We start from the raw sequence: 20,915 nt of genomic DNA on the forward strand, positions 1-20,915 counted from the left end.
CACATGCGTACAATGACCATGAAAAGAACTGGCGGTTTCAGTTCGTAGACAGAAAATAGCCGTCTCTTCTAGCTAACGCACAGCGAGGTCGGCTACCGCCCAAGTGTGGCTGACGTTACGTCGAGTTTCGGCGTTGCATGTCGTAAGGTCAAAAGCGACTGGTCAAGAGCAAGATGAACGCAGAAACGATCATCTTTCAGACTAGGCAATAGTAGGCGGACCTCATCGACATCGTTGATGCAACGGCAGACGGCTCAAAAAGATAGCCCGCTGCGCCATGATCATCCGGTAGCGCCACATCACCCATGTATTGGCCGATAGTGTGAGCGCGGCTCCTTCCGAAGTTGAGCCGATAAGACTGGTTGCCGATTGACGAATCCTTCAGTCCGCAAAAAGGTCCTTCAACGGCACGCCCGCGTCGGCGAGGCACCCCACGTCAGGCGTCGCGCCCGCTTCCACCAGCTTGCGGCCCTGCACGTAGTCCTTGACCATGTTCACGCAGTCCAGCGCCACGACCTTGCCCTGCTTGAGATAGACTACCGAGAAGCTGCGCCCCTGGACGTCGCCGCGCGTCACCGTCTGGTCGAAGCCCATGTTGATCCCGGCCGTCTGCAGCTTGAGATCGTACTGGTTCGACCAGAACCACGGGAACGCCTTGTAAGGCTTTTCGTCCCCGCAGATCGCCTTGGCCACGCACGTCGCCATGTCGTTGGCGTTCTGCACCGATTCCACCCGCATCACCGTACCGCCCGCATAGTCGCAGGCGAAGGCCGCGCAGTCGCCAATCGCGTAGATGTCCGGCAGCGAGGTGCGGCAGAACTCGTCCACGTCCACGCCGTTGGCGCCCGAGGCGCCCGCCAGGATCAGCGGGCCCACGGCAGGGACGATGCCGATGCCGACGATCACCGCCTCGGCGGGGATCACCTCACCATCGACCAGCTTCACGCCCGTTACCCGGTGGCCGTCGCCTTCGAGGCATTCCACCGCAACGCCGGTGCGCAGATCGACGCCGTGATCGCGGTGTTCCTTCTGGTAGAATTCGGACAGCTTCTCGCCCGCGACGCGCGCCAGCACGCGCGGCAGGGCTTCGAGCAGGACCACGCTCAGCCCCATCTTCGACAGCACCGCCGCCGCCTCGAGCCCGATGTAACCGCCGCCGATGACGACGATGTTCTTCGTGCCCGCATCGACCTCGGCCATCAGCGTGTCGCAGTCCTCGCGGGTGCGTACCGCGTGGACGCCCGCACGCTCGGCGCCGCCGCACGAAAGACGGCGCGGATCGCCGCCGGTCGCCCAGACCAGCTTGCCGTAGCCGAATGTCGTGCCGTTCGAGAGCGTCAGTTCCTTCGCCTCTGCGTCCACCTTGGTGACTGCGGTGGAGAGCTTGAAGGTCACCTCCTTCTCGGCCCAGAACGTTGGCGGGCGGATGTAGAGGCGGTCGAAGGTCTTCTCCCGCGCGAAGTATTCCTTCGAAAGCGGCGGGCGCTCGTAAGGATGCTCCGGCTCGCGGCCGATGACGGTGATGGTTCCGGTGAACCCGTTCTGGCGCAGGGCGAGCGCACACTGCGCTCCCCCATGTCCCGCTCCCACAATGACGACGTCGGCTCTGCCCTTGCCGTTCGTCTTAAGGCCCGCCACCGTGTCTTGCAAATTGCTTCCCACGTTATCGCCCGACGATCGAGTTTGTGAAATAGTCAGAGGCCGACCGACGACGTATCACCAGCTTGCGTTCCAACAGTTCGCCTTCGGCGGAGCAAACAGTCGCCTCGTTGAAACGCCCCAATAACTTCAGATCACCGTAGACATGTGTGGCGAGCAACCCGAAAATACGCACGATCTCGGCATGGCTATAACCGCTGGAGGGGACTGCAGCTTCATAGCGCATCGCTGCCCCCTCCGGGTCGCGGGCAATCTGCCGGATCATCTGCAGGGTCGCACGCACGAACCTGCGCAGGACCTTCGGCTTCGCCGCGATCGTGGTTTCCGACGCCATGATCGCCTGCGCCATCGCCGGATAGATCGCATCCAGTTCCCGGTAGTCGAGCCTGAGGCCCTCGCGTTCGGCCTTCACGCCCCAGTCGACCGTCCCGATGAATCCATCGATGCGGCGCGAACCGAGCGCGGCGATCAGTTCGGCCGGAGGACGCGCTTGCGTGCTGATCCGCAGGGAGCTTCCGGACGAGCCCTCTGCCATCCTCTGCACCGCGTAGTAGGAGGTGTCCTTCAGCGACGGCACATCGATGGCCTTGCCCTCGAAGCTACCCGACGTCTCGAAGCTGTCGTGACGGGTGACGAGCGTGAGGAAAGAATGCCGGCCCAGCAGCGCGATGCCCTTGACCGGCAGATCCGCCGAGCGCAGCAGGATCGGCGTATCGCCGCTGGCGCCGCCGAGATCGCCTTCGCCGCGCGCCAGAGCCTCGCCGACGTTGAAGCCGCCCGGAACCACGACGAACCGGACGTCCAGCTTTTCGCGGCGGTAGCGCCCCTCCTGCTCGGCCAGCAGGAACGGGGCAAGCACGATCGCCTCCCTGGGCGCGGGCAACAGGTACGTGACCTTGTCATCGGGCCGGGCAAGCACAGGCTGCCCGAGTATGGCGGCGGCGAAGCCCAGCATGCAGAGCGCCCGTCGATGGCTGCGCCTGCCGAGAGCGAAGCGCATCATGCGAACCGCGACACACCGCCCGCCACTTCCAGCGCGGCGCCCGTAATGAAGCCCGCAGCCGGAGATGCCAGGAATACGATCGCCGCTGCCGTCTCCTCCGGTTCCCCGAAGCGCTCCAGCGGAATGTGCTTTTCGCGCGCGAGACCGGTCAGCCATTCCTGGTACGTGACGCCCGGAGCCGCACGCTCCCTGTAGCGGCGCTCCCACTGCCCGCTGTTGACGGTGCCGATGAGGATGGAATTCACCCGCACCTTGGGCGCCAGTTCGACGCTGAGCGACTTGACCAGGTTCTGTACACCAGCACGCGCAGCGGAAGTGCAGACCATGTGCGGTTCCGGCTGGCGCGCCAGCAGCGAATTGACGACCACGACCGCGCCCGCATCGCTGGCCTGAAGCAACGGCAGGAACGTGCGGGTTGGATGTATCACGCTGAAGAACTTGAGTTTCAGTTCCGCGTCCCAGTCCGTGTCGAGCGTGCTGGCGAACGTGCTCAGGCGCGCCTGCCCGGCGTTGTTGACGAGGATATCGACCTTGCCGAAGCGATTGACCGTGTTCTCGGCAAGGCGCTGCACGGCCTCGGGATCAAGCACGTCGCAGGCTTCGGCATGGAGATTATCCCCACCGCCAAGCTGCGCGACGGCGCTGTCCAGGCGCTCCCGATCACGGCCACAGATCACCACGCTCGCGCCGTCGTCGAGGAAACGGCGTGCGGTGGCGAGGCCGATGCCGGACGATCCGCCGGTGACGACCGCGACGCGGCCTGCGAGACCCAGATCCATAGCTTCAGTTTCCTCCTGCGCGATCGACGGCGGCCAGGACCGGCCGGATCGCCTCGTTGAATTGCAGCGGGCCTTCGGTCGCGAACGCGTGACCAAGCCCTGGTATTTCAATGCCTTGCACGCCTGAGAAGGCTTCGGCGATGCGGCGGCAACCGGCCGGCGGGGTCACCACGTCCTCAGCCCCCCACAGCACCATGCCGGGCCGCGACACGCCGTGCAGCAACGCCGGAAGGTCGCTGGCGGCGAGCAGGCGCACCGCCTGTTCGTAGCCGTCCGGGTTCACCGATGCCATCGCGCTGCGCACCAGCGCACGCACTTCAGGCAAGGCCTTGTCGGTAACGAGGCGCATGGCGCGGCGCTCGGCCATGCCTTCGGAGCCAAGCTCGCGAATGTCGGAAATCCGCCGCGAAATCGTCTCCGGAAGGTCCGCGCCCGGGGGCACCGCATAGCCGGTCGCCGGGCTGGCGAGCACCAGCGCCGCCACCCGCGGAGGTGCGATCCGAGCCGCAGCCGTCGCCATGATCGCCCCCAGCGACTGCCCTACAAGGATGCACTGAGCGGCACCCAAGTGGTCCATAAGGCGCCACAAAGCCGCGCCATAGTCCCCGGCGACGGGAGTACCGGCCGGCAAGGGCACGCTTCCGCCGTACCCCGGCGCATTCCAGGCGATCACCCGCCGCTCGGCGGCGAACGCCTCGAACTGCCCCACCCAGCTTCCGGCATTGGAGCCGATGCCGTGCAGCAGCACGAGCGGCGTCCGCGTGCCCTCTCCGGCCTCGCGCCAGCTGAACCCGGCGCCTTCGCGCAGCGGGGCGATGGCGTCGAGGCGTGCTGAAAGATCGGGCGGCGCGAGGTCCATTATGCGTCCGCGTTGATCGGCTTGGGACGCTTCACCTGCGAGAGCGGATGCTCGGGCGGATACGTCGGCGTCTCGGGAACGTTGGTGCCCAGGCACACGATCATCAGCGCTTCCTCGATGCCCTCGTTGACGAGGCCGCGATAGATGCCCGCCGGGACCGAGACGAGATCGCGCTCGCGCACGTACGTCTCGTAATATTCGCCCTCGGCCTCGAACATCAGCTTCACCTTGTTGCCCTTCAGGATGAAGAACACTTCCTCGACGTCGTCGTGGAGGTGGAGCGGGCCTTCGCAGCCTGCGGGGAGCACCATCGTCGAGAAGGTGAAGTGCTCTGCCGCGACGGTGTTGGTGTCGTTGGCAACGCCGGTGGCGCCGGTGCCGACGTAGCGCATCTGGGCGCGCTTGTACTTGGGATCGAAGTCGGCCTGGAACTTCAGGGCGTTCCAGTCGAGCTTGCGCGTCTCATAGCGCGCAAGGCGGCTGTCGACCCATTCGGCGAGGGTCTTGCCCTCGGGCACGATCTTGTTGCGCGCGGGCGCTGCGGTGTCTTCCATCACTGTTCCTCCTGAGATTTCGAGATCAGGCGCCGCGTGCCTGGCGCCGTGTATTGCCGTCAATGCCGCCCGCGATGGCCCATTCGGCGAACAGTTCGGGCCTCCGCTCGAACTCGCTGGGCACCCAGTCGGCGGTGCAGTAGTCGTCGTCGGCGTAGAACTCCCACGAGCCGCCCATCGGGCTGCGGAAGTACCAGAAATAGGCCGACGAGATCGGATGGCGGCCCGGACCGATATCGGTGGTCCAGGCCTTCGCGCTCATCGACAGGCCGCTGCCGAAGACCTCGTGGATGTTGCCCACGGTGAAGGCCACGTGGTTGACGCCGGGCTTGCCGGGACGACGCAGCACGAAGGCATCGTGGTGCGGCCCCGGCGTACGGCAGCGCAGGAACGCGGCGTGGCCGGGGTAGCTGTCGCTGACCACGAAGCCGAGGCGCCTGGTGAAGAAATCCAGCGTCGCGTCAAGGTCATCGATGAACAACACGACATGGCCGATGCCGATCGGCGCGGGCCTGGTGTAGACCGTCGAGCGGCTGTCCACGCGATTGGCGCGGCCGGGGCCGTTGACCAACTGCACATCCGCTACCGCTTCGCCGCGCTGGCGCACACGGAAGCGGTGGGTGAAGCCGGTGGGATCCTTGATGCTGAGCAGGCCATCGGCGTCCGGCGCGGCATCGCTGCCAAGACGCAGCGCCAGCGCGGCAAGTGCAGCCTCGTCGGTCACGCCCCAGGTGACGGCGCGCAAGCTGGCGCCCTCTTCCACGCCGGGTGCCAGGGCCGGATCGTCGCAGTGGCGCACTTCGACTTCGGCGCCGTCACGGGTGACGTAGCGCAGGCAGGCGGAATCGCTGCCCGCGTCGGTCAGGCCCCAATCGCCGAGGAAACGCGTGGCTTCGGCAAGGTCGGTGGTCGAAAACTGGACCGCTTCGATGCCGGTCAGGCTGCTGTCGTGGAGGGCCATGCCCGTTCTCCATTGGAATTGACGAACGCTGCAGGCGATCCGCCCATCAGCGCAGAAATGGTATCGGCCGCCTCGATCACCGCGGCGCGCACGCGCACCGCCTCGGCGGCGCTGGCGCCCGCGCGGGTGGCGTTGATCGCGGCGGCAATGCTGTCACCGCGCTCGCGCACCGGCGCGGCGACGACGGCGAGGCCGGTCTCGTAATAGCCGTCGCTGGCCAGGCACCCGGCGGCGCGGTCCCGTTCAAGCTGCTCCAGCAAGGCCTGCAGCGAGGAAGGCACCGCATCGCCGCGATCGCCGAAGACATGGGCTTCGTAAAGCGCCGCAACGTCCGCGCCGGCCAGCCCGGCCAGCAGCACGCGCCCCATCAGGGTCGCGTGGGCGGGCAGCGTGGCGCCGACCGAGACGTTCTCGGTCACCGCGCCCTCGCCCCGGCAGCGCACGAGGTAGAGGATCGAGGCGCCCTGCCGAACCGCCAGGTTGGTGGTCCAGCCGGTGCTCGCGCTCAGCGCTTCCAGCACCGGCCGCGCCAGCGCGACGACATCCTGCGAGGCGAGGAATTCGTGCCCCAGCAGCAACACCCCGGCGTCGAGCGCATAGCGCCCGTCGCCGTCGCGCCGCAGCAGCCCCATGTCGACCATCTCGGCCAGCAGCCGGTGCAGGCTGGAGCGCGGGATGCCGAGCGCCGCGCCGAGATCGGCGGCGCCCAGCCGGGGCCGCTCGCGCCCGAACTGGCGCAGCACCCTGACCCCGCGTTCCAGGGAGGACTCGGGCATGGGCTCAGGCCCGCTCGTGCTCGCAGGCAGGCTCGGACGCGCTCGCGACTTCGGCCGCCGCCAGCTGGTCGAGCATGCGGCGCAGGCGCACGATGCCCCCGTCGTGGGCGTAGAGCGCTTCCTGTTCGCGGGCCTTGTCGTCCATGCCTTCGAGGATCAGGCGATCCTGCTCCAGCACGTCCCAGTGCAGCGATTCCAGACGCGCACGGTAGAGGAACTTCCACGCATTGCGCGACCAGCCCTGTACCTTGCGGCAGCGCCAGAAGAACACGCGGCAGCTGGTCTCGTCCACCGGCACGACCATGCCGACGATGCCGAACGAGCCGCCCGGCCCTGCCGACTTGCCATAGGGGATCGACAGGCGCAGCCACAGCGCGCCGGTAACGCCCACTTCGGTCCAGTCGAAGTTGACGCCGGTCTGGTTGGTCTTCTCGAAGACGAAACCGGACTCGGTGTCGCGCGCGCGCATGGTCGCGGTCTTGTCGCCTTCGGCCATCGAATGGCTCTGGGCGTGCAGGTACGCGCCGTGCATCGGGTCCATGACGTTGTCGACGGCATAGCGCCAGTTGCACTTCCAGTGCGCGGTGCACAGGATGTCGGCCCATTCGCCGCCGGAGATTTCCTCAGGCAGTTCGAGCGGCGCAGGCTCACCCTCGCCGAACCAGACGAAGATCGCGCCTGCGCGTTCCACTGCCGGGAAGGCACGGTTGAGCTGGCGGCCCTTCATCACGCACTTGGCGAGCGCGGGAATGTCCTCGATCCGACCTTCGCCGTTCACTTCGACGCCGTGGTACCAGCAGGCGACGCGGTCGCCCAGGTTCCAGCCCATCGACAGCCGCGCGCCGCGATGCGGGCAGCGGTCGTCGATCGCCTTCACGCCGCCGTCGGCGTCGCGCCATAGGACGATGCGCTGCGACAGGCGGGTCAGGCCCAGCGGCGCCTGTTGGAGCATCCAGCTGGGCGCGACGGGATACCACATCTCGCGCAGGCCTTCGTTAAGGCGCTGGCCTGCGGTGATGGGGCTCGCTGCGATCTTGGCGGGAGCGTTCATGCGGCGATGCCTCCGGAAACGGGCTGGAAGAGCGCCTGGCCGAGACGATCGAGTTCGGCATCGAGCGTCGGCTCGGTCCACGCGGCGCCGTCAGGCGCGCGGCTGCCGCCGGCATTGAGCGCGGCGACGAGTTCGGGAAACTCGAACGCGCCGGCATCGAACGCGGCGGTCAGGGCCTGCGACAGCGCCTGCTCGAACGGATCGAGCGGACCGCCGCGCGTCTGGAAGACGAAGTTGTCAACCTGATCGGGCTCTTCGATGAAGCGACCGCCGCCCTTGGCGTCGCCGGTTTCGGCGAGATAGAGATTGTACCGCATCGCGACCCTCATGTTTGATATACGAACCATTGTCTACGATATGGGATTGGTGCCGCAACGAAGCCTACCTGTCAAGCGGGGCTGATTGCGTCCGGTTTCGAGACTCCGATTTCGGGCTTTGCAAGGCGATATGTTTGACATAGGAATAATCCGTCTCAATTATGATACATGAGGGCCGCATCCATGACATCTGACGGCTCCGCACTTGCGGAATCGAACCTGGGCTATCCCGGCTGGCGCGTGCTCGCCGCCGCGGTGATCGGCCTCGCCTTCAGCCCCGGCCCGATGATCTTCGGCACTTTCGGCCTGTTCGCCCCGCATTTCGTATCCGAACACGGCTGGAGCCGCGGCGCGATCATGCTGGCGCTGACCTTCTTCAACGTCGCAGGCGTGCTCGTCTCGCCGCTGACGGGATCGCTGCTCGACCGGCATGGCGTGCGCCGCCTGCTTTTCCCGGCAATGATCGCGCTGGCCCTCGGGTTCCCGGCGCTCGCCTATCTGGCGGGAAGCCTGCCGCTGCTGTACGCCGTGACCTTCGCATGGGGTGCAACGACGGTGGCGACTCAGAGCATCAGCTATTCCAAGCTCATCACCGGCTGGTTCGTGCAGCATCGCGGCCTTGCCATCGGCATCGCGGCAGCGGGCCTCGGCGTCGGCTACGTGGTGATGCCGCTGATCGCGGGCGCCCTGCTCTCGGCTCTCGACTGGCGCGTCGCGCTCTCGGCGCTGGCGCTGCTGGTGATGACGGTGCCATTCTTCTGCAACCTGGCGCTGGCACGTCCGGCTGCCGTGACCGCCACCCTCGCCTCCACCACCGCCGTCGCCGGCCTGACGCTGGCGGAAGCGCGCCGCACCCGCGAATTCGCGCTGATGGCGGCAGCGATCCTGCTCGCCTCGGTGGCGCTCACCGGGATCGTGCCGCATATCTCGCTGCTGGCGCTCGACCACGGGCTCAGCACCGGGCAGGCCGCCGCCGTCGCCTCGGCCTACGGCCTCTCGACGATCGCGGGCCGCGTGCTGGTGGGCTGGCTGGCGGACCACTTCCCGGTGCCGCGCGTCGCCATCGCCTTCTTCGCCTGCTCGGCGCTGGGCTTCGTGCTGGCGGTGAGCGTGGGCGCGCATGCGGGTATGGGGTTGCTGGTCATGGTGGCACTCACGATCGGCCTCGGCTTCGGCGCGGAGAGCGACGTCATCGCCCTGTTCATCAGCCGCTACTTCGGCCAGCGCGCCTTCGCGGCGATCTACGGCTACCTGCTGGCGGCGTTCCTCGTCGGCTCGTCGATCGGCCCGGCGCTGTTCGGCTTCGTACGCGACGCCAGCGGCGGCTACGGCGCCGTGATGACCATCGCCACCGGCCTGATGGCAGCGGCCTGTTGCGCGCTGGCGCTGCTGCCGGTGACGAAGCGCGAGCCGGTACCGGCATGATCGTCGCCAGCTTCGAGGAGCTTGCGGCGGCGGTGCGGGACCGGCGCGTCCTGCTGTTCGCCGGCGCCGGCCTTTCGATGAGCGTCGGCCTGCCTTCGTGGCACGAGCTGATAGACCACATGAAGCGCGAACTCGGGCTGGAGGACATGCCGCACCAGTCCGGCTGGTCCTACCAGACTCTATCGGAATACTACCGCCTCAAGAACGGCAGCATCGGCCCTTTGCGCAGCTGGATGGACCGCACCTGGTCGGTCTGCAGCGACAAGGTGCGGGAATCGGAAATCCACGATATCATCGTCGATCTCGATTTCCCGCTGGTCTACACCACCAACTACGACAACAACCTCGAGATCGCCTACCAGGCCCACGGGCGCGAGTTCGTGAAGGTGGCCAACACCAGCGACATCGTCAACGCCGAGCGGGGCTTGCCGCAGATCGTCAAGTTCCATGGCGACTTCGACGATGACGAATCGCTGGTTCTGGCCGAAACCGACTACTTCCGCCGCCTGGCGTTCGACTCCCCGCTCGACATCAAGTTCAAGGCCGACGCGATGGGCCGCACGCTGCTGTTCCTGGGCTACAGCATGTCGGACCTCAACATCCGCATGCTGCTCTACCGGCTGTGGCAGATGTGGCAGGAATCGGGACGAGAGCGCGATCGGCCGCCGTCCTTCGTGTTCTCCCCCAAGCAGGATCCGGTGCAGCAGATGGTGCTGAGCCAGTGGGGTATCCGCGTGCTGCACGAAAGGGCGGACGATCCATCGGCGGCCACGCTCAAGTTCCTGCGGAGGCTGCGCGATGCGGTCAGGAGCGGGACCGGGGCGGAACTAAGATAGCAGTGGTCCATTGTCCTGAGAAATAAAGGAGAACGGACATGGGCAAGGGTATCCTGTTGTGGCTGATCGGCGTTCCTATCCCCGTCATTCTGCTGCTATGGTTCTTCTTCCACTAAAGCCGGCCGCGCCCGGCACCGTCGCAATGCCCCGGTGCCGGGCAGGGTGGCCGAACGGTATGGCCGAAGGCGTCAGATGCCAGCGCGGTATCCGAGACCACGCGAAATCTCCATGCCCGCGCGCTCCACTTGCGTGGAGATGCGGCCCTCGAACGTCTCGCGGTCGAAAGTGTTGATCGGGCAGCTGATCGAGATTGCCGCCGCCACTTCGCCCGATGCGTCATAGACCGGCACCGCCACACTGGCGACGTTGCTGTCGTAGAACCCCCAGCTCACCACCGTCCCGCGCTTGCGGTCGCCTTCGACGAGGCTGACGAGATCGCCCATGCTGTCGGGTGTGGCGTCGGTGTACTTGGTGAACTCGAAGCTCTCGTAGAGTGCCACGACTTCCGACAGGCTCATGTTCGCCAGCAGCACGCGGCCCGGCGCGGTGGCGTGCGCCGGCAGGCGCGAACCGACGGTGACGGCGCTGATGAGGCTGGTATTGCCCTGGAACCGCGCGATGTAGACCGCGTCGCGCCCTTCGCGCACCACCAGATGCGTCGAAGTGCCAGTGTCGTCACGCAGGCGCGCAAGGATTGGGTTGGCGACTTCGATCAGATCCTTGCCCGCGAGGAAGCTGTAGCCGAGTTCCAGCACCCGGCTGCCCAGCTGGTAACGCTTGCCGTCCGCGATGCGGCGCAGATAGCCTGCATATTCAAGCGTATAGACCAGCCGGAACGCGGTCGAGCGGGTCGCGCCGATCTGGCGCGCCACTTCGGCGACGGTCTGTTCCTGTCGTTCGCGGGTAAAACTTTGCAGGACCTGCAAGCCCCTGACGAGGCCGGGCACGATGTAGCGCTCGTCGATATCCGGCGAAGTTTCGGGCTGGGTCATCGTGTCTCGACTACTAAACAGGAACCGAAGTCTTTGACCGGCAATGACCCCTGGATCAACCCCAGCCTATGGGTTCTTCGGACATTCCCCAGTAAATCGCCTTCTGGTTCATGTAGGCCTGAATCCAGTGCCGTCCCTTTTCACGGCCGAGGCCGCTGTCCTTCACGCCGCCGAACGGCGTGGAGGAACTGAACTGCTTGTAGGTGTTGATCCAGACCGTGCCCGCCTCGATCCGGCGCGCGATGCGCCAGGCGGCCTTGTAGTCGCGTGTCCAGATGCCGCAGGCGAGGCCGTATTCGTTGTCGTTGGCCTGCGCGACGAGGTCTTCCTCGTCGCGCCACGACAGGACCGCCAGCACCGGGCCGAACACTTCCTCGCGGCAGATGGTGTCGGTGTTGGTCACGGTGTCGAGGATCGTCGGCGGATACCACGCGCCCTCGGCGAATTCGCCCTGCGGCACTTCGCCGCCACACAGCACGCGCGCGCCTGCGGCCACAGCGGCATCGACCATCGCGGCGACATGGTCGCGGTGGCGGTGGTGGATCATCGGCGCCATCTGCGTGCCCGGCGCATCGCCCCGGCCCATGCGCAGCGCCTTCGAGCGCTCAACCAGGCGGCTGACGAACTCCTCGCGGATGCTTTCATGCACGAACAGGCGCGAACCCGCGATGCACGACTGCCCGGTGGAGCTGAACACGCCGTAGAGCACGCCCGCGATCGCCTCCTCGATGTCGGCATCGGGGAAGACGATGGTGGGCGACTTGCCGCCCAGTTCGAGCGAGACCGGCATCAGCTTGCTCGCCGCGATTTCCGCGATGCGCACGCCGGTGACGGTGCCGCCGGTGAAGGACACCTTCTTGACGAGCGGGTGGCGCACCAGCGCATCACCGATCACCCGGCCCGGCCCCGGCAGGACCGAGAGCAGCCCCTTGGGCAGACCGGCGCGGTAGGCCAGCCGCGCGAAGAACAGCGAGACCAGCGGCGTCCACTCGGCGGGCTTGAGGATCACGGCATTCCCCGCCGCCAGCGCAGGTGCGACCTTCTGGGCGTCGCTGGCGATCGGGGAATTCCACGGCGTGATGGCAGCGACCACGCCAAGCGGTTCGTGCACGGACATCGTCACCCACGGCCCACGCGACGGCGTCAGGTCCTCGTCGAGCGTCTCGAGCGTCGATGCGACATAGCGGAAAGTGCCCGCCGCCGACATCGCGAGGGCGCGGGTTTCGATCAGTGTCTTGCCGGTGTCGCGGGTCTGCAGCGCGGCGATCGCGTCGGCATGGGCCCCGATCATGTCGCCGATGCGGTAGAGCACGCGGGCGCGCTCATGGGCCTTGAGATTACGCCACGCCGGATCGGCCATGGCAGCCTGCCCCATCGCCACCGCGTCCTCGACATTGTCCAGCCCGGCGATACCGTAATCGGCGACCAGCGTGCCGTCGGTCGGATCGATGCTGCGCGCGGTGCCGCCGCTGCCCGGCCCGAAAACGCCGCCCACGCAGATTTCGGAAAAGTCGACGTCGGCGGGGGAAAGCAGCTGGGTCATGGCCAAAGTCCTGACAAGTTCTCAGATAACGATCGGTGCGGCCATGCCGTGAAGCAGGCGCACGATGCTGTGCGCGGTCAGCGCGGAAGTCTTGGGGTTGGCGGCAGAGGGCGCCCCGGCGATGCGCACTTCAAAGGAGCCGTCGGCGCCCTCGAAGCTCAGTTCGTGGACGTTGGTGGCGATCGTCGGATCGGCGACCAGTTCCACCTCGGTACGGTCGAAGCCGATGCCCGCCAGCGCCACGGTGGCCGCGACGTTGGAGTTCTTCGGGTAGGTCAGCGCGGCTTGGCGCGCATCGCCCCGGAAGAACACGGCAGGTTCGATCAGCGCGGCGAGGTCGAGCAGACCTTCGGCAGGCGTACCGCGCCATGCCAGAGCAGGCTTGCGGCCGGTGTAGCGCACACGCTCCAGCCCGCCGAGACGCGCGGCGGAAAGCCCCTCGATCCCGGCCATCGCGCCCGAGGCGAGGACGAGCTGTACGCCGCCTTCCTCGGCCGCTGCGGACAGCGCTTCCGCAAGCGCCGGATCGGCCAGCGCGCCAGTGGAGACGATCATCAGGGACAATCCGGCCCGCAGCACGTCGGCGCCATAGGCGCGCACCGCCTCGTGCCCCGCGCATTCGACGATGATGTCGGGAGCGCGGGCCAGCAGGTCGGCCACGGTCTCGACGCGCAGCGCCTCGTCCAGCCCCTCGCGCGGGCAGCGCGCGAGGATGCCGACGATCGGCACGGCCCCGCCCAGCGCCTCGCGCACGGCGCGCGAAATGCCGCCGTCGCCGATCAGGCCGATGCGCGGGGGTGCGATGCTCGCCATGCTCAGTCCTTGCGCGGCGGGCCGGCGAAGGCCTGCGGGTAGGCGCCGATCGCCAGCATGTCGATCTCGACGATGGCGGCGCCCGGCGTGGCCCGCGCGCGGTCGAGCGCGGCGCCGACTTCGGCGATGTCGCTCACCTTCTCATGGCGCAGGCCGATCGAGGCGGCGACCATCGCGAAGTCCGGCACGCGGATGTTCGAGTAGTGGCGGCGGCCGCCGTACTCCACGTCCTGGATATTGCGGATCACGCCGTAGCCCTTGTCGTTCATCAGCACGAGGGTCACGTCGGGGTCTTCCTCGGCCAACGTGGCGAGTTCGCCGAGGCACAGGGTCAGGCCGCCGTCGCCGCTCAGCGCATAGGCGCCGCCGGGCGTGCCGAAGGCCGCGCCGATCGCCATCGGCAGGCCCTGCCCGATGCCGCCGCCGACGGCATGGACGCCTGCACGGGTGTTGCCGACCTGCAGGAAGCGGTTGCCCCACATCGAGTTGGAGATCGTCACGTCCCGCACCCATGCCGCATCGGCGGGGATGCGGGCCTGGATCTCGTCGACGAGGCGGTCGTAGGCGCCCAGGCTCTTGCGCATGGCGGTGTGCATCACCTCGCGCGCGGCGCGGATGGTCTCACCCCATGCGGCGTCGTAGGCCTTGTCGCCCAGCGCTTCCAGCAGGCCCGCGAAAGTCGCCTTGACGTCGCCGTGGATGAACAGGTCGTTGGCGTAGCTGCGGCCGTCCGAGGTCTCGTCGGCGTCGATCACCGCGACCTTGGCGGGCAGGCGCAGCTTGTAGATCCACGTCTCGTTGCCGCGCAGGCGCGAACCGGCGACGATCATCAGGTCTGCCTCGTCGTAGAGCGCCTGCACTTCCTTCGTGCAGTTGAACGCGCCCAGCGAGATGGCGTGCGTCTCGGCGACGACGCCGCGACCATTGGTGGAGGTGACGATGGCGATGCCCTTGTCGGCCAGCGCGGTCGCTTCGGCCTCGGCGCCGCGTGCACCGCCGCCCAGCAGGATCACCGGCTTCTTCGCGGCGGCGAGCATGTCCGCCAGCGCGGCGATCTTTGCCGCATCGGTGGCCGGGCGCCTGGGCGAGAGTTCGGGCAGCACGGCGGGCATCGGCATGGCTGCAGCCTGCACGTCCACCGGAATTTCGATCGAAACCGGGCCGGTGGGCGCCGACAGCGCGGCCTCGGCGGCGGCGCGCATCGTCTCGACCACCTGATCGGGCGAGGTGATGCGGAAGGCGGCCTTCGACACCGCGCCCAGCATCTGCATCTGCGCGGGCGCCTCGTGGATGTAGGCGCGGTTGAGGTCGAGGTGCTCCAGTTCGACCTGCCCGGTGATGTGCATGACCGGCGAGCCCGCCGTCAGGGCCTCGACCATCGCACCCGCCGCGTTGCCCGCTGCGGTGCCGGTGCTGGTGAACGCGACGCCCAGGTTGCCGGTGACGCGCGCATGCGCGTCGGCCATGTTGAGCGCGCCGGCCTCGCCGCGCGCGGAGATGTAGCGAATCGCACCCTGCTCGCCCAAGGGGTCGAGGATCGGCATGTTGTGGATGCTGATGACGCCGAAGACGTGGCTGACGCCCCAGTGCGCCAGCAGCTGCGCGATCAGGGCGCCAACGGTGGTCTGCGTCTCGGTGGTCGCTGCGGTCTGCGTCATTGGGGTGTCGATCACTTCCATGGTGTCAGTTTTTCCGGGGAGGATAGGAAAGGCCGAAGCCGAACGGGTACGCGGTAGCCGCGAAATCGAAGGGCACATCCTCGGCCTGCTGCTCGACGGAGGCAGCGTCGGCGGGGAGCGCGAAGGGCAGCTTGCCCGTGGGTTTGAAAGCGCCGGTCAGCACGTCAGCAAGCGCATCGTCGCCCGAACCGAAGGTGGCGATCATGCCGGGCACGGTGTCGATGAATTCGGCAAGGACGGCAGGACGCTCCATGCTCATGACCACGACGACCGGCTTGCCGGTGGCGACGGCCTTGCGGATCATCGCCAGCTCATCGGCATTGTCGGCGCCCGCGAAGACGGGGGTACCTTCATGGGTGCGCACGAAGAAGGCCTGCCCGGTCTTGTTGTCGGCATAAGGCGCGTTGACCTTGACGACGATGACATCGGCCATGGCAGCATCGGTCACGCTGCCCGCCAGCGCCGTGGGCGTCGCGGCGAAGCCTTCCAGCGCCACCTTCTTGCCGGGCGCCAGCGGCAGGACGCCGCCCGCGTTCTTGAGCAGGACGATGGACTTGCGCTGTGCCAGCTCGCCCTCGGCCACGTATTCGGGCGCCTTGACCACGCGCAGCGCAGCTTCGGGATCGACGTAGGGGTTCTCGAAAAGCCCCATCGCGAACATCGGTTCGAGCACGCGCTGCACCGAGACGTCGATGCGCTTTTCGGTCAGCTTGCCCTGCCTGACGAGGTCGATGATGTACGAGGTCTCGTGCTCGCCGCCGAGCTGGTCCATCCCCGCCCAGACCATGCGCCGCTCGCGTTCGATCTTCGGCTCGTCTTCCAGACCCCAGGGCTGGGCATGCATCCAGTCGGTGATGGCCACGCCCTTGAAGTGCATCTTGGTACGCAGCAGGTCGGTCATAACCTTGCGCGAGAAACTGGAGGCGACGGTGTCGGTCCAGGTCGGGATGCCGTAGCTGCCCATCGCGAAGGCCACGCCTGCGCGGAACGACGGCGCGAACGCTTCGTAGTGCAGCTTTTGCAGCTTGCCGGGATAGACTAGCCTCTTGCCATAGGGATTGTGCGGATCGAGGCCGTGCTCCACCGGGCCGTCGCCGGGGAAGTGCTTGACCGTCGCCATGATCCCATCGGGGCCCAGCTTCGTGCCCTGCGCGCCCAGGATGAACTGCGCGGCGAGTTCGCCGTTCAGCTTCGCATCCTCGCCGAAGGTGCCAGGAATGCGATTCCAGCGCGGCTCGCTGACCACGTCGGCCATCGGGTTGAGGATCATGCGAAAGCCCATCGCGCGCAGTTCAGCGGAGGCGACTTCGCCGAAACGATGCGTCAGCGCCGGGTCGCGCGCCGCGCCGAGCCCGATTTGGTCGGGCCAGCTGGAGGTGATCTTCACGCGGTCCGGCGGCGGCAGCGCGCCGCCCGGCAGGCGGTTGGTGGTGTGGATCGGGTCGGCGCTGAACACGATCGGCACGCCCAGGCGCGCGCTTTCGGCCATCTCCTGCAGCGCATTGGCCCAGCGCGCGGCATCGGCGGGCGAACCGCCCGGCGAGGTCATGATATAGCGCACATGGCGATTGAGAATGAGATCGCGGGGGCTCGGCTTGTCGGCGCGATCGAAGCCGGGCACGCCCGTCACGTTGACCGGCGGTTTGAGCGCGCCGGGAGGCGGCGGAGCCAATTGGTCGAGCACGGTGCCCCCCGCGCCGAAATAGCCCGAATTCACCGCATGCATCATCATGCCCGCCTTTTCGGGCATAGTCATGCGCGCGGTCAGATCCTTCGCGCGCTTCGCCGCGGGCAGCCGCCAGTCCTCGTAAGGATCGAGGCAGCCGTTGCGGTCGAGGTCGCGAAAACGCAGGCCGTCCACCGTCAGCACCGGCGCGGATCGGGTGCCGATCTCGGGCTGCTGCGCCTTGCCCTCGCGCGCCGCCGCCGGATGGGCGGCCAGCGTGGCGAGAGCAAGGGCGAGGATGGACGTCATGCGCGGCATCGGTGATCTCCGAAGGTAAGGAAAGAAGGGGACGCGGCAGTTGGGAGGAGGATGGGTAGGCGCCGCGCCCCCTCGCCGTTTTACCAGCGGAAGGTCGCGCGCACACCATACGTACGCGGCGGCGCGTACTGGCTGCGGATGGCACCGTAGAGGCCGCTCTGCGCCGCCTCGGTCAATACGACGCTGTTCTCGAGATTGCGGACATAGGCCTGGACCGACAGGTTCGTGTTATCCGGCACGTACTCGAGGCTGAGGTCGGTGCGGGTGTAGGAACCCTGCCGTTCGGTCGAGCGGTTGAAGTAGCTCATCCACTGTTCCGAACGGTACTGCGTCTGCGCCCGTGCGGTGAACTCGCCGCCCAGCGCCGCGAAGCTCTGCTGGATGCCGGCGTTGATCGACCACTTGGGCGACTGGACGAGGTAGTTGCCCTGGTAGTCCACGGTGCAGACGCCGGCCGTGGTCTTGTTGGTGCAGAAGTCGCGGTACTTGGCGTCGAGATACGTGACCGAGAAGTCGATGCGACTGCCCGCGAACAGCGCCGCGACGGTTTCCGCCTCGATGCCCTTGATGCGCGACTTGCCAGCGTTGACGACGATCGTGTCGGCGCCGATGACCTGCGAGACCTGCTGGTCCTTGTAGTCATACCAGAAGGCGCTGAGGTTCACCTGCAGCTTGTCGTCGAAGAAGCGGTTCTTCGAACCGAGTTCGTAGGCGATCAGCGTCTCGGGATCGTAGTTGCCGAGGCCGAAGTTGTTGAAGCCGCCCGACTTGTAGCCGCTGTCGACCTTGGCATAGATCATGTTCTCAGGGCTGAGCGTGTAGTCGATGCCGCCGTGCCAGGTCACCTTGGTCCACTTCGCGCGGGTGTCGTCGGTGCCGTAGGTGCGCTCGGCAACGCCGTCGCTGGTGTCCTGCGTCAAGCTGCCGACCCAGCTGTAGCCCTTGCGGCTCTTCATGTCCTCGGTGTAGCGGATGCCGCCCGAGACCCGCAGGTTGTCGAGCAGGTCGTACGACACCTGGCCGAACGCCGCTTTCGAGCGGGTGGTCACGTCATAGTGGTATTCGCGCAGGTTGACCGGCGAGCCGCTGACGTCGTTGTCGAAGAAGTTGGCGAGCGTCAGGTCTTCGTTGAAGTAGTAGAGACCCGCCTGCCAGATGAAGCCCGACTTGTTGTTCGAGGCGATGCGCAGCTCCTGGCTGAAGTCCTCGGACACCTCGTCACGGGTATAGATGTAGTACTTGTCGGCCTGGCCGTCGTTGTCCCAGCGGCTGAACAGGTCCTGCTTCATGTAGCCGGTGATCGAGCTGACGGTCGCGAAGTCGAGGTCGTAGTCGACGCGGCCAAGCGCGCGGATGTTGGTGGTATCCATCTTGCCGCGCGTGCTGAGGTCGAAGTGGGTCGCCGCACCGGCCTTGTCCTTGGGCGTGGTGGTGACGACGCCGTTCACGGTGGTCAGCTTGACGCCGTCGTAGACCGCGCCCGAACCGCCCAGGTGCATGTAGTCGCCGCTGAGCAGGACCTTGAGGCGATCGGTCGGCGTCAGCAGGAACTGCAGGCGGCCGCCCTTGACGTTGGTGCTGTCGCCGCGACCGGCATCGCCGTTGTTGCGGAAGCCGTCGTTGTAGCGCGAGACCGCCGAGGCGCGCATCGCGACGCCTTGTGCGATGGGAATGTTGACGGCCGCGTCGGCGTTGATCGTGTCGTAGTTGCCGCCCTCGACCGAGACGTAGCCCTCAAGCTGGTCGGTCGGCTTCTTGGTGATGATGTTCACGGCGCCGCCGGTGGCGTTGCGGCCGTAGAGCGTGCCCTGCGGGCCGCGCAGCACTTCGATGCGCTCCAGGTCGTAGAAGCTTGCGTTGATGCCGGTCGGGCGCTGCAGGTACTGGTCGTCGATGCTGACCGCGATGGCGCTGTCGCCGATCTCGGTGAAGTCGCGGCTGGCGACGCCGCGGATCGACAGGAACGCCGCACCCGAGCTGGCGCCGATGTTGAGGCTGGGCGAAACCGTGGTCAGGCCCGAGACGTCGGCAATGCCGTTCTTCTTGAGCTGGTCAGGCGTGAAGACCTGCAGCGCGGTGGCGGTCTTCTGGGAGTCTTCCGAACGCTTTGTGGCGGTGACGACGATCTCGCCCAGGCCTTCGTTCTCGGCGGCGGGCGCCTGCGCATCCTGCGCGGCAGCGACGTGCGGCAAAGCGGCGACGGCGATCGCCAGCATGGAACTCGTGAATGCACTGCGGCTGAACATGGAAAACTCCCTGACCTGTGATGCGACGTTTGTTTCGTATTTCAAACGGTGTTTGTATTGCAATCAAACCGTCAAATGTGGTTTTTGTCAATGGTCTTTGTGATCGGCGCCCCGTCGCGGCAGCGCTTAACCCGGCGCACGGAAACGGCCGACGTATCGCTACGCCGGCCGCTGAAAATATTGGAGAAATCAAGCGATCAGGCGGAAATCAGGCCGCCATTCACCGGCAGGATCTGTCCTGAAATGAACGCGCTGGCATCGCTGAGCAGGAACACGGCCCCGCCGACGGTATCCTGCGGCACTTGCGGGCGGCGAATCGCGGCACCGTCCACGTAGAACTGCTTGCGCTGCTCGGGCACATAATCGGTCGCCGGGACCCGCACGAGACCGGGCGCAAGCGCGTTGACGGTGATCCCGTCCTCGCCCAGCTCGCGTGAGAGCGAGCGCGTCATGCTGATGACGGCACCCTTGCTCGCGACATAGTGCAACAGGCGCGGCGCGCCCCAGAGTGCAGTGTCCGAGGCAATGTTGAGCACACGCCCGCCCTTGGCGGAACGGCGCAGCATGGGCGCGAAAGCCCTGGTCATCAGCCAAGTGCCGCGCACGTTGATGCGCATGACCTGGTCCCACTGATCGATGTCGATTTCCTCGAAGGTCTTGCCACCGATACCGGTTGCCAGCGCAGCGTTGTTGAGCAGCCCGTCGATCCCGCCCATGCGCCGCTCGACTTCGGCCGAGAGCGCAGTGACGGAATCGGCATCGGCGATATCCACCGCGAAGCCCTCGGCGTCGCAACCGTTCGCGCGAAGTTGCTGCGCGGTGCTGGCGGCGCCCTCGCCATCGATATCCGCGATTGCGAGACGCGCGCCAGCTTCTGCGCAAGCCTGCGCGAAAGCCGCTCCCAGGCCCCGTGCGCCGCCGCTGACCAAGATCGTCCGATCTACCAGTTCAATCGCCATACTAATTGAGTCTCTTATTTGAACACACTGTTTCGCTATCAAACGTTTTGCCGATCATCAAGCGATCACTGCGTGTGCTAAAACAAAATGCCGAAGAAGGGATGCGCGCGGATGTCGGCATTCAGCCCTTGAATTCGTGATGATCAGCGATAGCCGCGCCCAATGATGAACATTTCTGGGACAAGTCCGAGACCATGATCGATCCGGATGGCAGGACGCCGGTGATCGGACTCCTCGAATGCGCCATGCACTTCTCGCTCTTCAAGCCTTTCACCAACGAGCAGGCACGCATCCTGCCAACGCGGCCCGTGTTCCGCGAAGGCCGCAAGACCCGGGGACATGGGTTCTCAATGCCAACGAGCTCGAAAAACTTGTCAAGCGGCGCAATACCGAGAGGAAGGCAGCGCAGTAAGCCCGCGCGGTCAGGCGCCATCCCCCCCCGTGTTAATCATGGCGGCACACGGGGCCAGCAGCAATGG

The 20,915-nt window shown here is 66.6% G+C and carries 19 protein-coding genes; 2 read left to right on the forward strand and 17 right to left on the reverse strand.

Annotated features, from left to right (window positions below):
• Positions 1-381: 381 nt before the first annotated feature.
• From HWN72_RS26995 to HWN72_RS27035, 9 genes are read right to left on the reverse strand one after another with little or no spacing between them, the layout of a single operon-like run.
• Positions 382-1,638, reverse strand: a complete 1,257-nt coding sequence (locus HWN72_RS26995) for an NAD(P)/FAD-dependent oxidoreductase (protein WP_211151860.1) — start codon at positions 1,636-1,638, stop codon at positions 382-384.
• Positions 1,639-1,663: 25 nt separating this feature from the next.
• Complete coding sequence (locus tag HWN72_RS27000; RefSeq protein ID WP_211151861.1) at positions 1,664-2,614, reverse strand: ABC transporter substrate-binding protein; 951 nt, start codon at positions 2,612-2,614, stop codon at positions 1,664-1,666.
• Between the two features lie 44 nt (positions 2,615-2,658).
• Positions 2,659-3,441 (reverse strand): SDR family oxidoreductase, encoded by a 783-nt coding sequence (locus tag HWN72_RS27005; protein ID WP_211151862.1) that lies wholly within the window; start codon positions 3,439-3,441, stop codon positions 2,659-2,661.
• Between the two features lie 4 nt (positions 3,442-3,445).
• The gene (locus tag HWN72_RS27010) at positions 3,446-4,300 is read right to left on the reverse strand and encodes an alpha/beta fold hydrolase (protein WP_211151863.1); all 855 of its coding nucleotides are present in this window, start codon (positions 4,298-4,300) and stop codon (positions 3,446-3,448) included.
• On the reverse strand, positions 4,300-4,854 hold the full coding sequence (locus HWN72_RS27015; protein WP_211151864.1) for a cupin domain-containing protein: 555 nt from the start codon (positions 4,852-4,854) through the stop codon (positions 4,300-4,302). The genes HWN72_RS27010 and HWN72_RS27015 overlap by 1 nt, the downstream gene beginning before the upstream one ends.
• 25 nt (positions 4,855-4,879) lie before the next feature.
• Entirely contained in the window at positions 4,880-5,815 is a 936-nt protein-coding gene (locus tag HWN72_RS27020; RefSeq protein WP_069709607.1) for a VOC family protein, read from the reverse strand.
• Entirely contained in the window at positions 5,791-6,591 is an 801-nt protein-coding gene (locus HWN72_RS27025; RefSeq protein WP_083274810.1) for an IclR family transcriptional regulator, read from the reverse strand. The genes HWN72_RS27020 and HWN72_RS27025 overlap by 25 nt, the downstream gene beginning before the upstream one ends.
• A gap of 4 nt (positions 6,592-6,595) precedes the next feature.
• Positions 6,596-7,642: an aromatic ring-hydroxylating dioxygenase subunit alpha gene (locus HWN72_RS27030; RefSeq protein ID WP_069709609.1), complete on the reverse strand. Its 1,047-nt coding sequence runs from the start codon at positions 7,640-7,642 to the stop codon at positions 6,596-6,598.
• Positions 7,639-7,971 (reverse strand): recombinase-like helix-turn-helix domain-containing protein, encoded by a 333-nt coding sequence (locus HWN72_RS27035; RefSeq protein WP_069709610.1) that lies wholly within the window; start codon positions 7,969-7,971, stop codon positions 7,639-7,641. Before HWN72_RS27035 ends, HWN72_RS27030 begins: the two co-directional genes overlap by 4 nt.
• Before the next feature lie 171 nt (positions 7,972-8,142).
• Between HWN72_RS27035 and HWN72_RS27040 the strand changes: the two genes are divergently transcribed.
• Positions 8,143-9,384: an MFS transporter gene (locus HWN72_RS27040; RefSeq protein WP_069709611.1), complete on the forward strand. Its 1,242-nt coding sequence runs from the start codon at positions 8,143-8,145 to the stop codon at positions 9,382-9,384.
• Positions 9,381-10,220 (forward strand): SIR2 family protein, encoded by an 840-nt coding sequence (locus HWN72_RS27045; RefSeq protein ID WP_211151865.1) that lies wholly within the window; start codon positions 9,381-9,383, stop codon positions 10,218-10,220. The genes HWN72_RS27040 and HWN72_RS27045 overlap by 4 nt, the downstream gene beginning before the upstream one ends.
• 188 nt (positions 10,221-10,408) lie before the next feature.
• Here HWN72_RS27045 and HWN72_RS27050 read toward each other — a convergent pair whose 3' ends face one another.
• The 8 genes from HWN72_RS27050 to HWN72_RS32090 all read right to left on the reverse strand — a co-directional run bounded on the left by HWN72_RS27050 (position 10,409) and on the right by HWN72_RS32090 (position 20,777).
• Positions 10,409-11,212: an IclR family transcriptional regulator gene (locus HWN72_RS27050; protein WP_211151866.1), complete on the reverse strand. Its 804-nt coding sequence runs from the start codon at positions 11,210-11,212 to the stop codon at positions 10,409-10,411.
• A 55-nt stretch (positions 11,213-11,267) separates the two neighbouring features.
• The gene (locus HWN72_RS27055; protein WP_211151867.1) at positions 11,268-12,755 is read right to left on the reverse strand and encodes an aldehyde dehydrogenase; all 1,488 of its coding nucleotides are present in this window, start codon (positions 12,753-12,755) and stop codon (positions 11,268-11,270) included.
• Between the two features lie 21 nt (positions 12,756-12,776).
• On the reverse strand, positions 12,777-13,568 hold the full coding sequence (locus HWN72_RS27060) for an aspartate dehydrogenase (RefSeq protein WP_211151868.1): 792 nt from the start codon (positions 13,566-13,568) through the stop codon (positions 12,777-12,779).
• 2 nt (positions 13,569-13,570) lie between these two features.
• A complete protein-coding gene (locus HWN72_RS27065; protein WP_211151869.1) occupies positions 13,571-15,226 on the reverse strand; it encodes a thiamine pyrophosphate-binding protein in 1,656 nt (551 codons plus the stop codon).
• Between the two features lie 25 nt (positions 15,227-15,251).
• Positions 15,252-17,231: a glycoside hydrolase family 3 protein gene (locus HWN72_RS27070; RefSeq protein WP_211151870.1), complete on the reverse strand. Its 1,980-nt coding sequence runs from the start codon at positions 17,229-17,231 to the stop codon at positions 15,252-15,254.
• Between the two features lie 80 nt (positions 17,232-17,311).
• The gene (locus tag HWN72_RS27075) at positions 17,312-19,477 is read right to left on the reverse strand and encodes a TonB-dependent receptor (protein ID WP_211151871.1); all 2,166 of its coding nucleotides are present in this window, start codon (positions 19,475-19,477) and stop codon (positions 17,312-17,314) included.
• Between the two features lie 197 nt (positions 19,478-19,674).
• On the reverse strand, positions 19,675-20,436 hold the full coding sequence (locus HWN72_RS27080; RefSeq protein WP_069709617.1) for an SDR family oxidoreductase: 762 nt from the start codon (positions 20,434-20,436) through the stop codon (positions 19,675-19,677).
• Between the two features lie 143 nt (positions 20,437-20,579).
• Positions 20,580-20,777 carry a hypothetical protein gene (locus HWN72_RS32090; RefSeq protein WP_211151872.1) on the reverse strand — a complete coding sequence of 66 codons (198 nt, stop codon included), beginning with the start codon at positions 20,775-20,777 and terminating at the stop codon, positions 20,580-20,582.
• Between the last annotated feature and the right edge of the window lie 138 nt (positions 20,778-20,915).

This window comes from Novosphingobium sp. HR1a, from assembly GCF_015594425.1.
In the GTDB taxonomy this organism is placed as follows: domain Bacteria; phylum Pseudomonadota; class Alphaproteobacteria; order Sphingomonadales; family Sphingomonadaceae; genus Novosphingobium; species Novosphingobium resinovorum_A.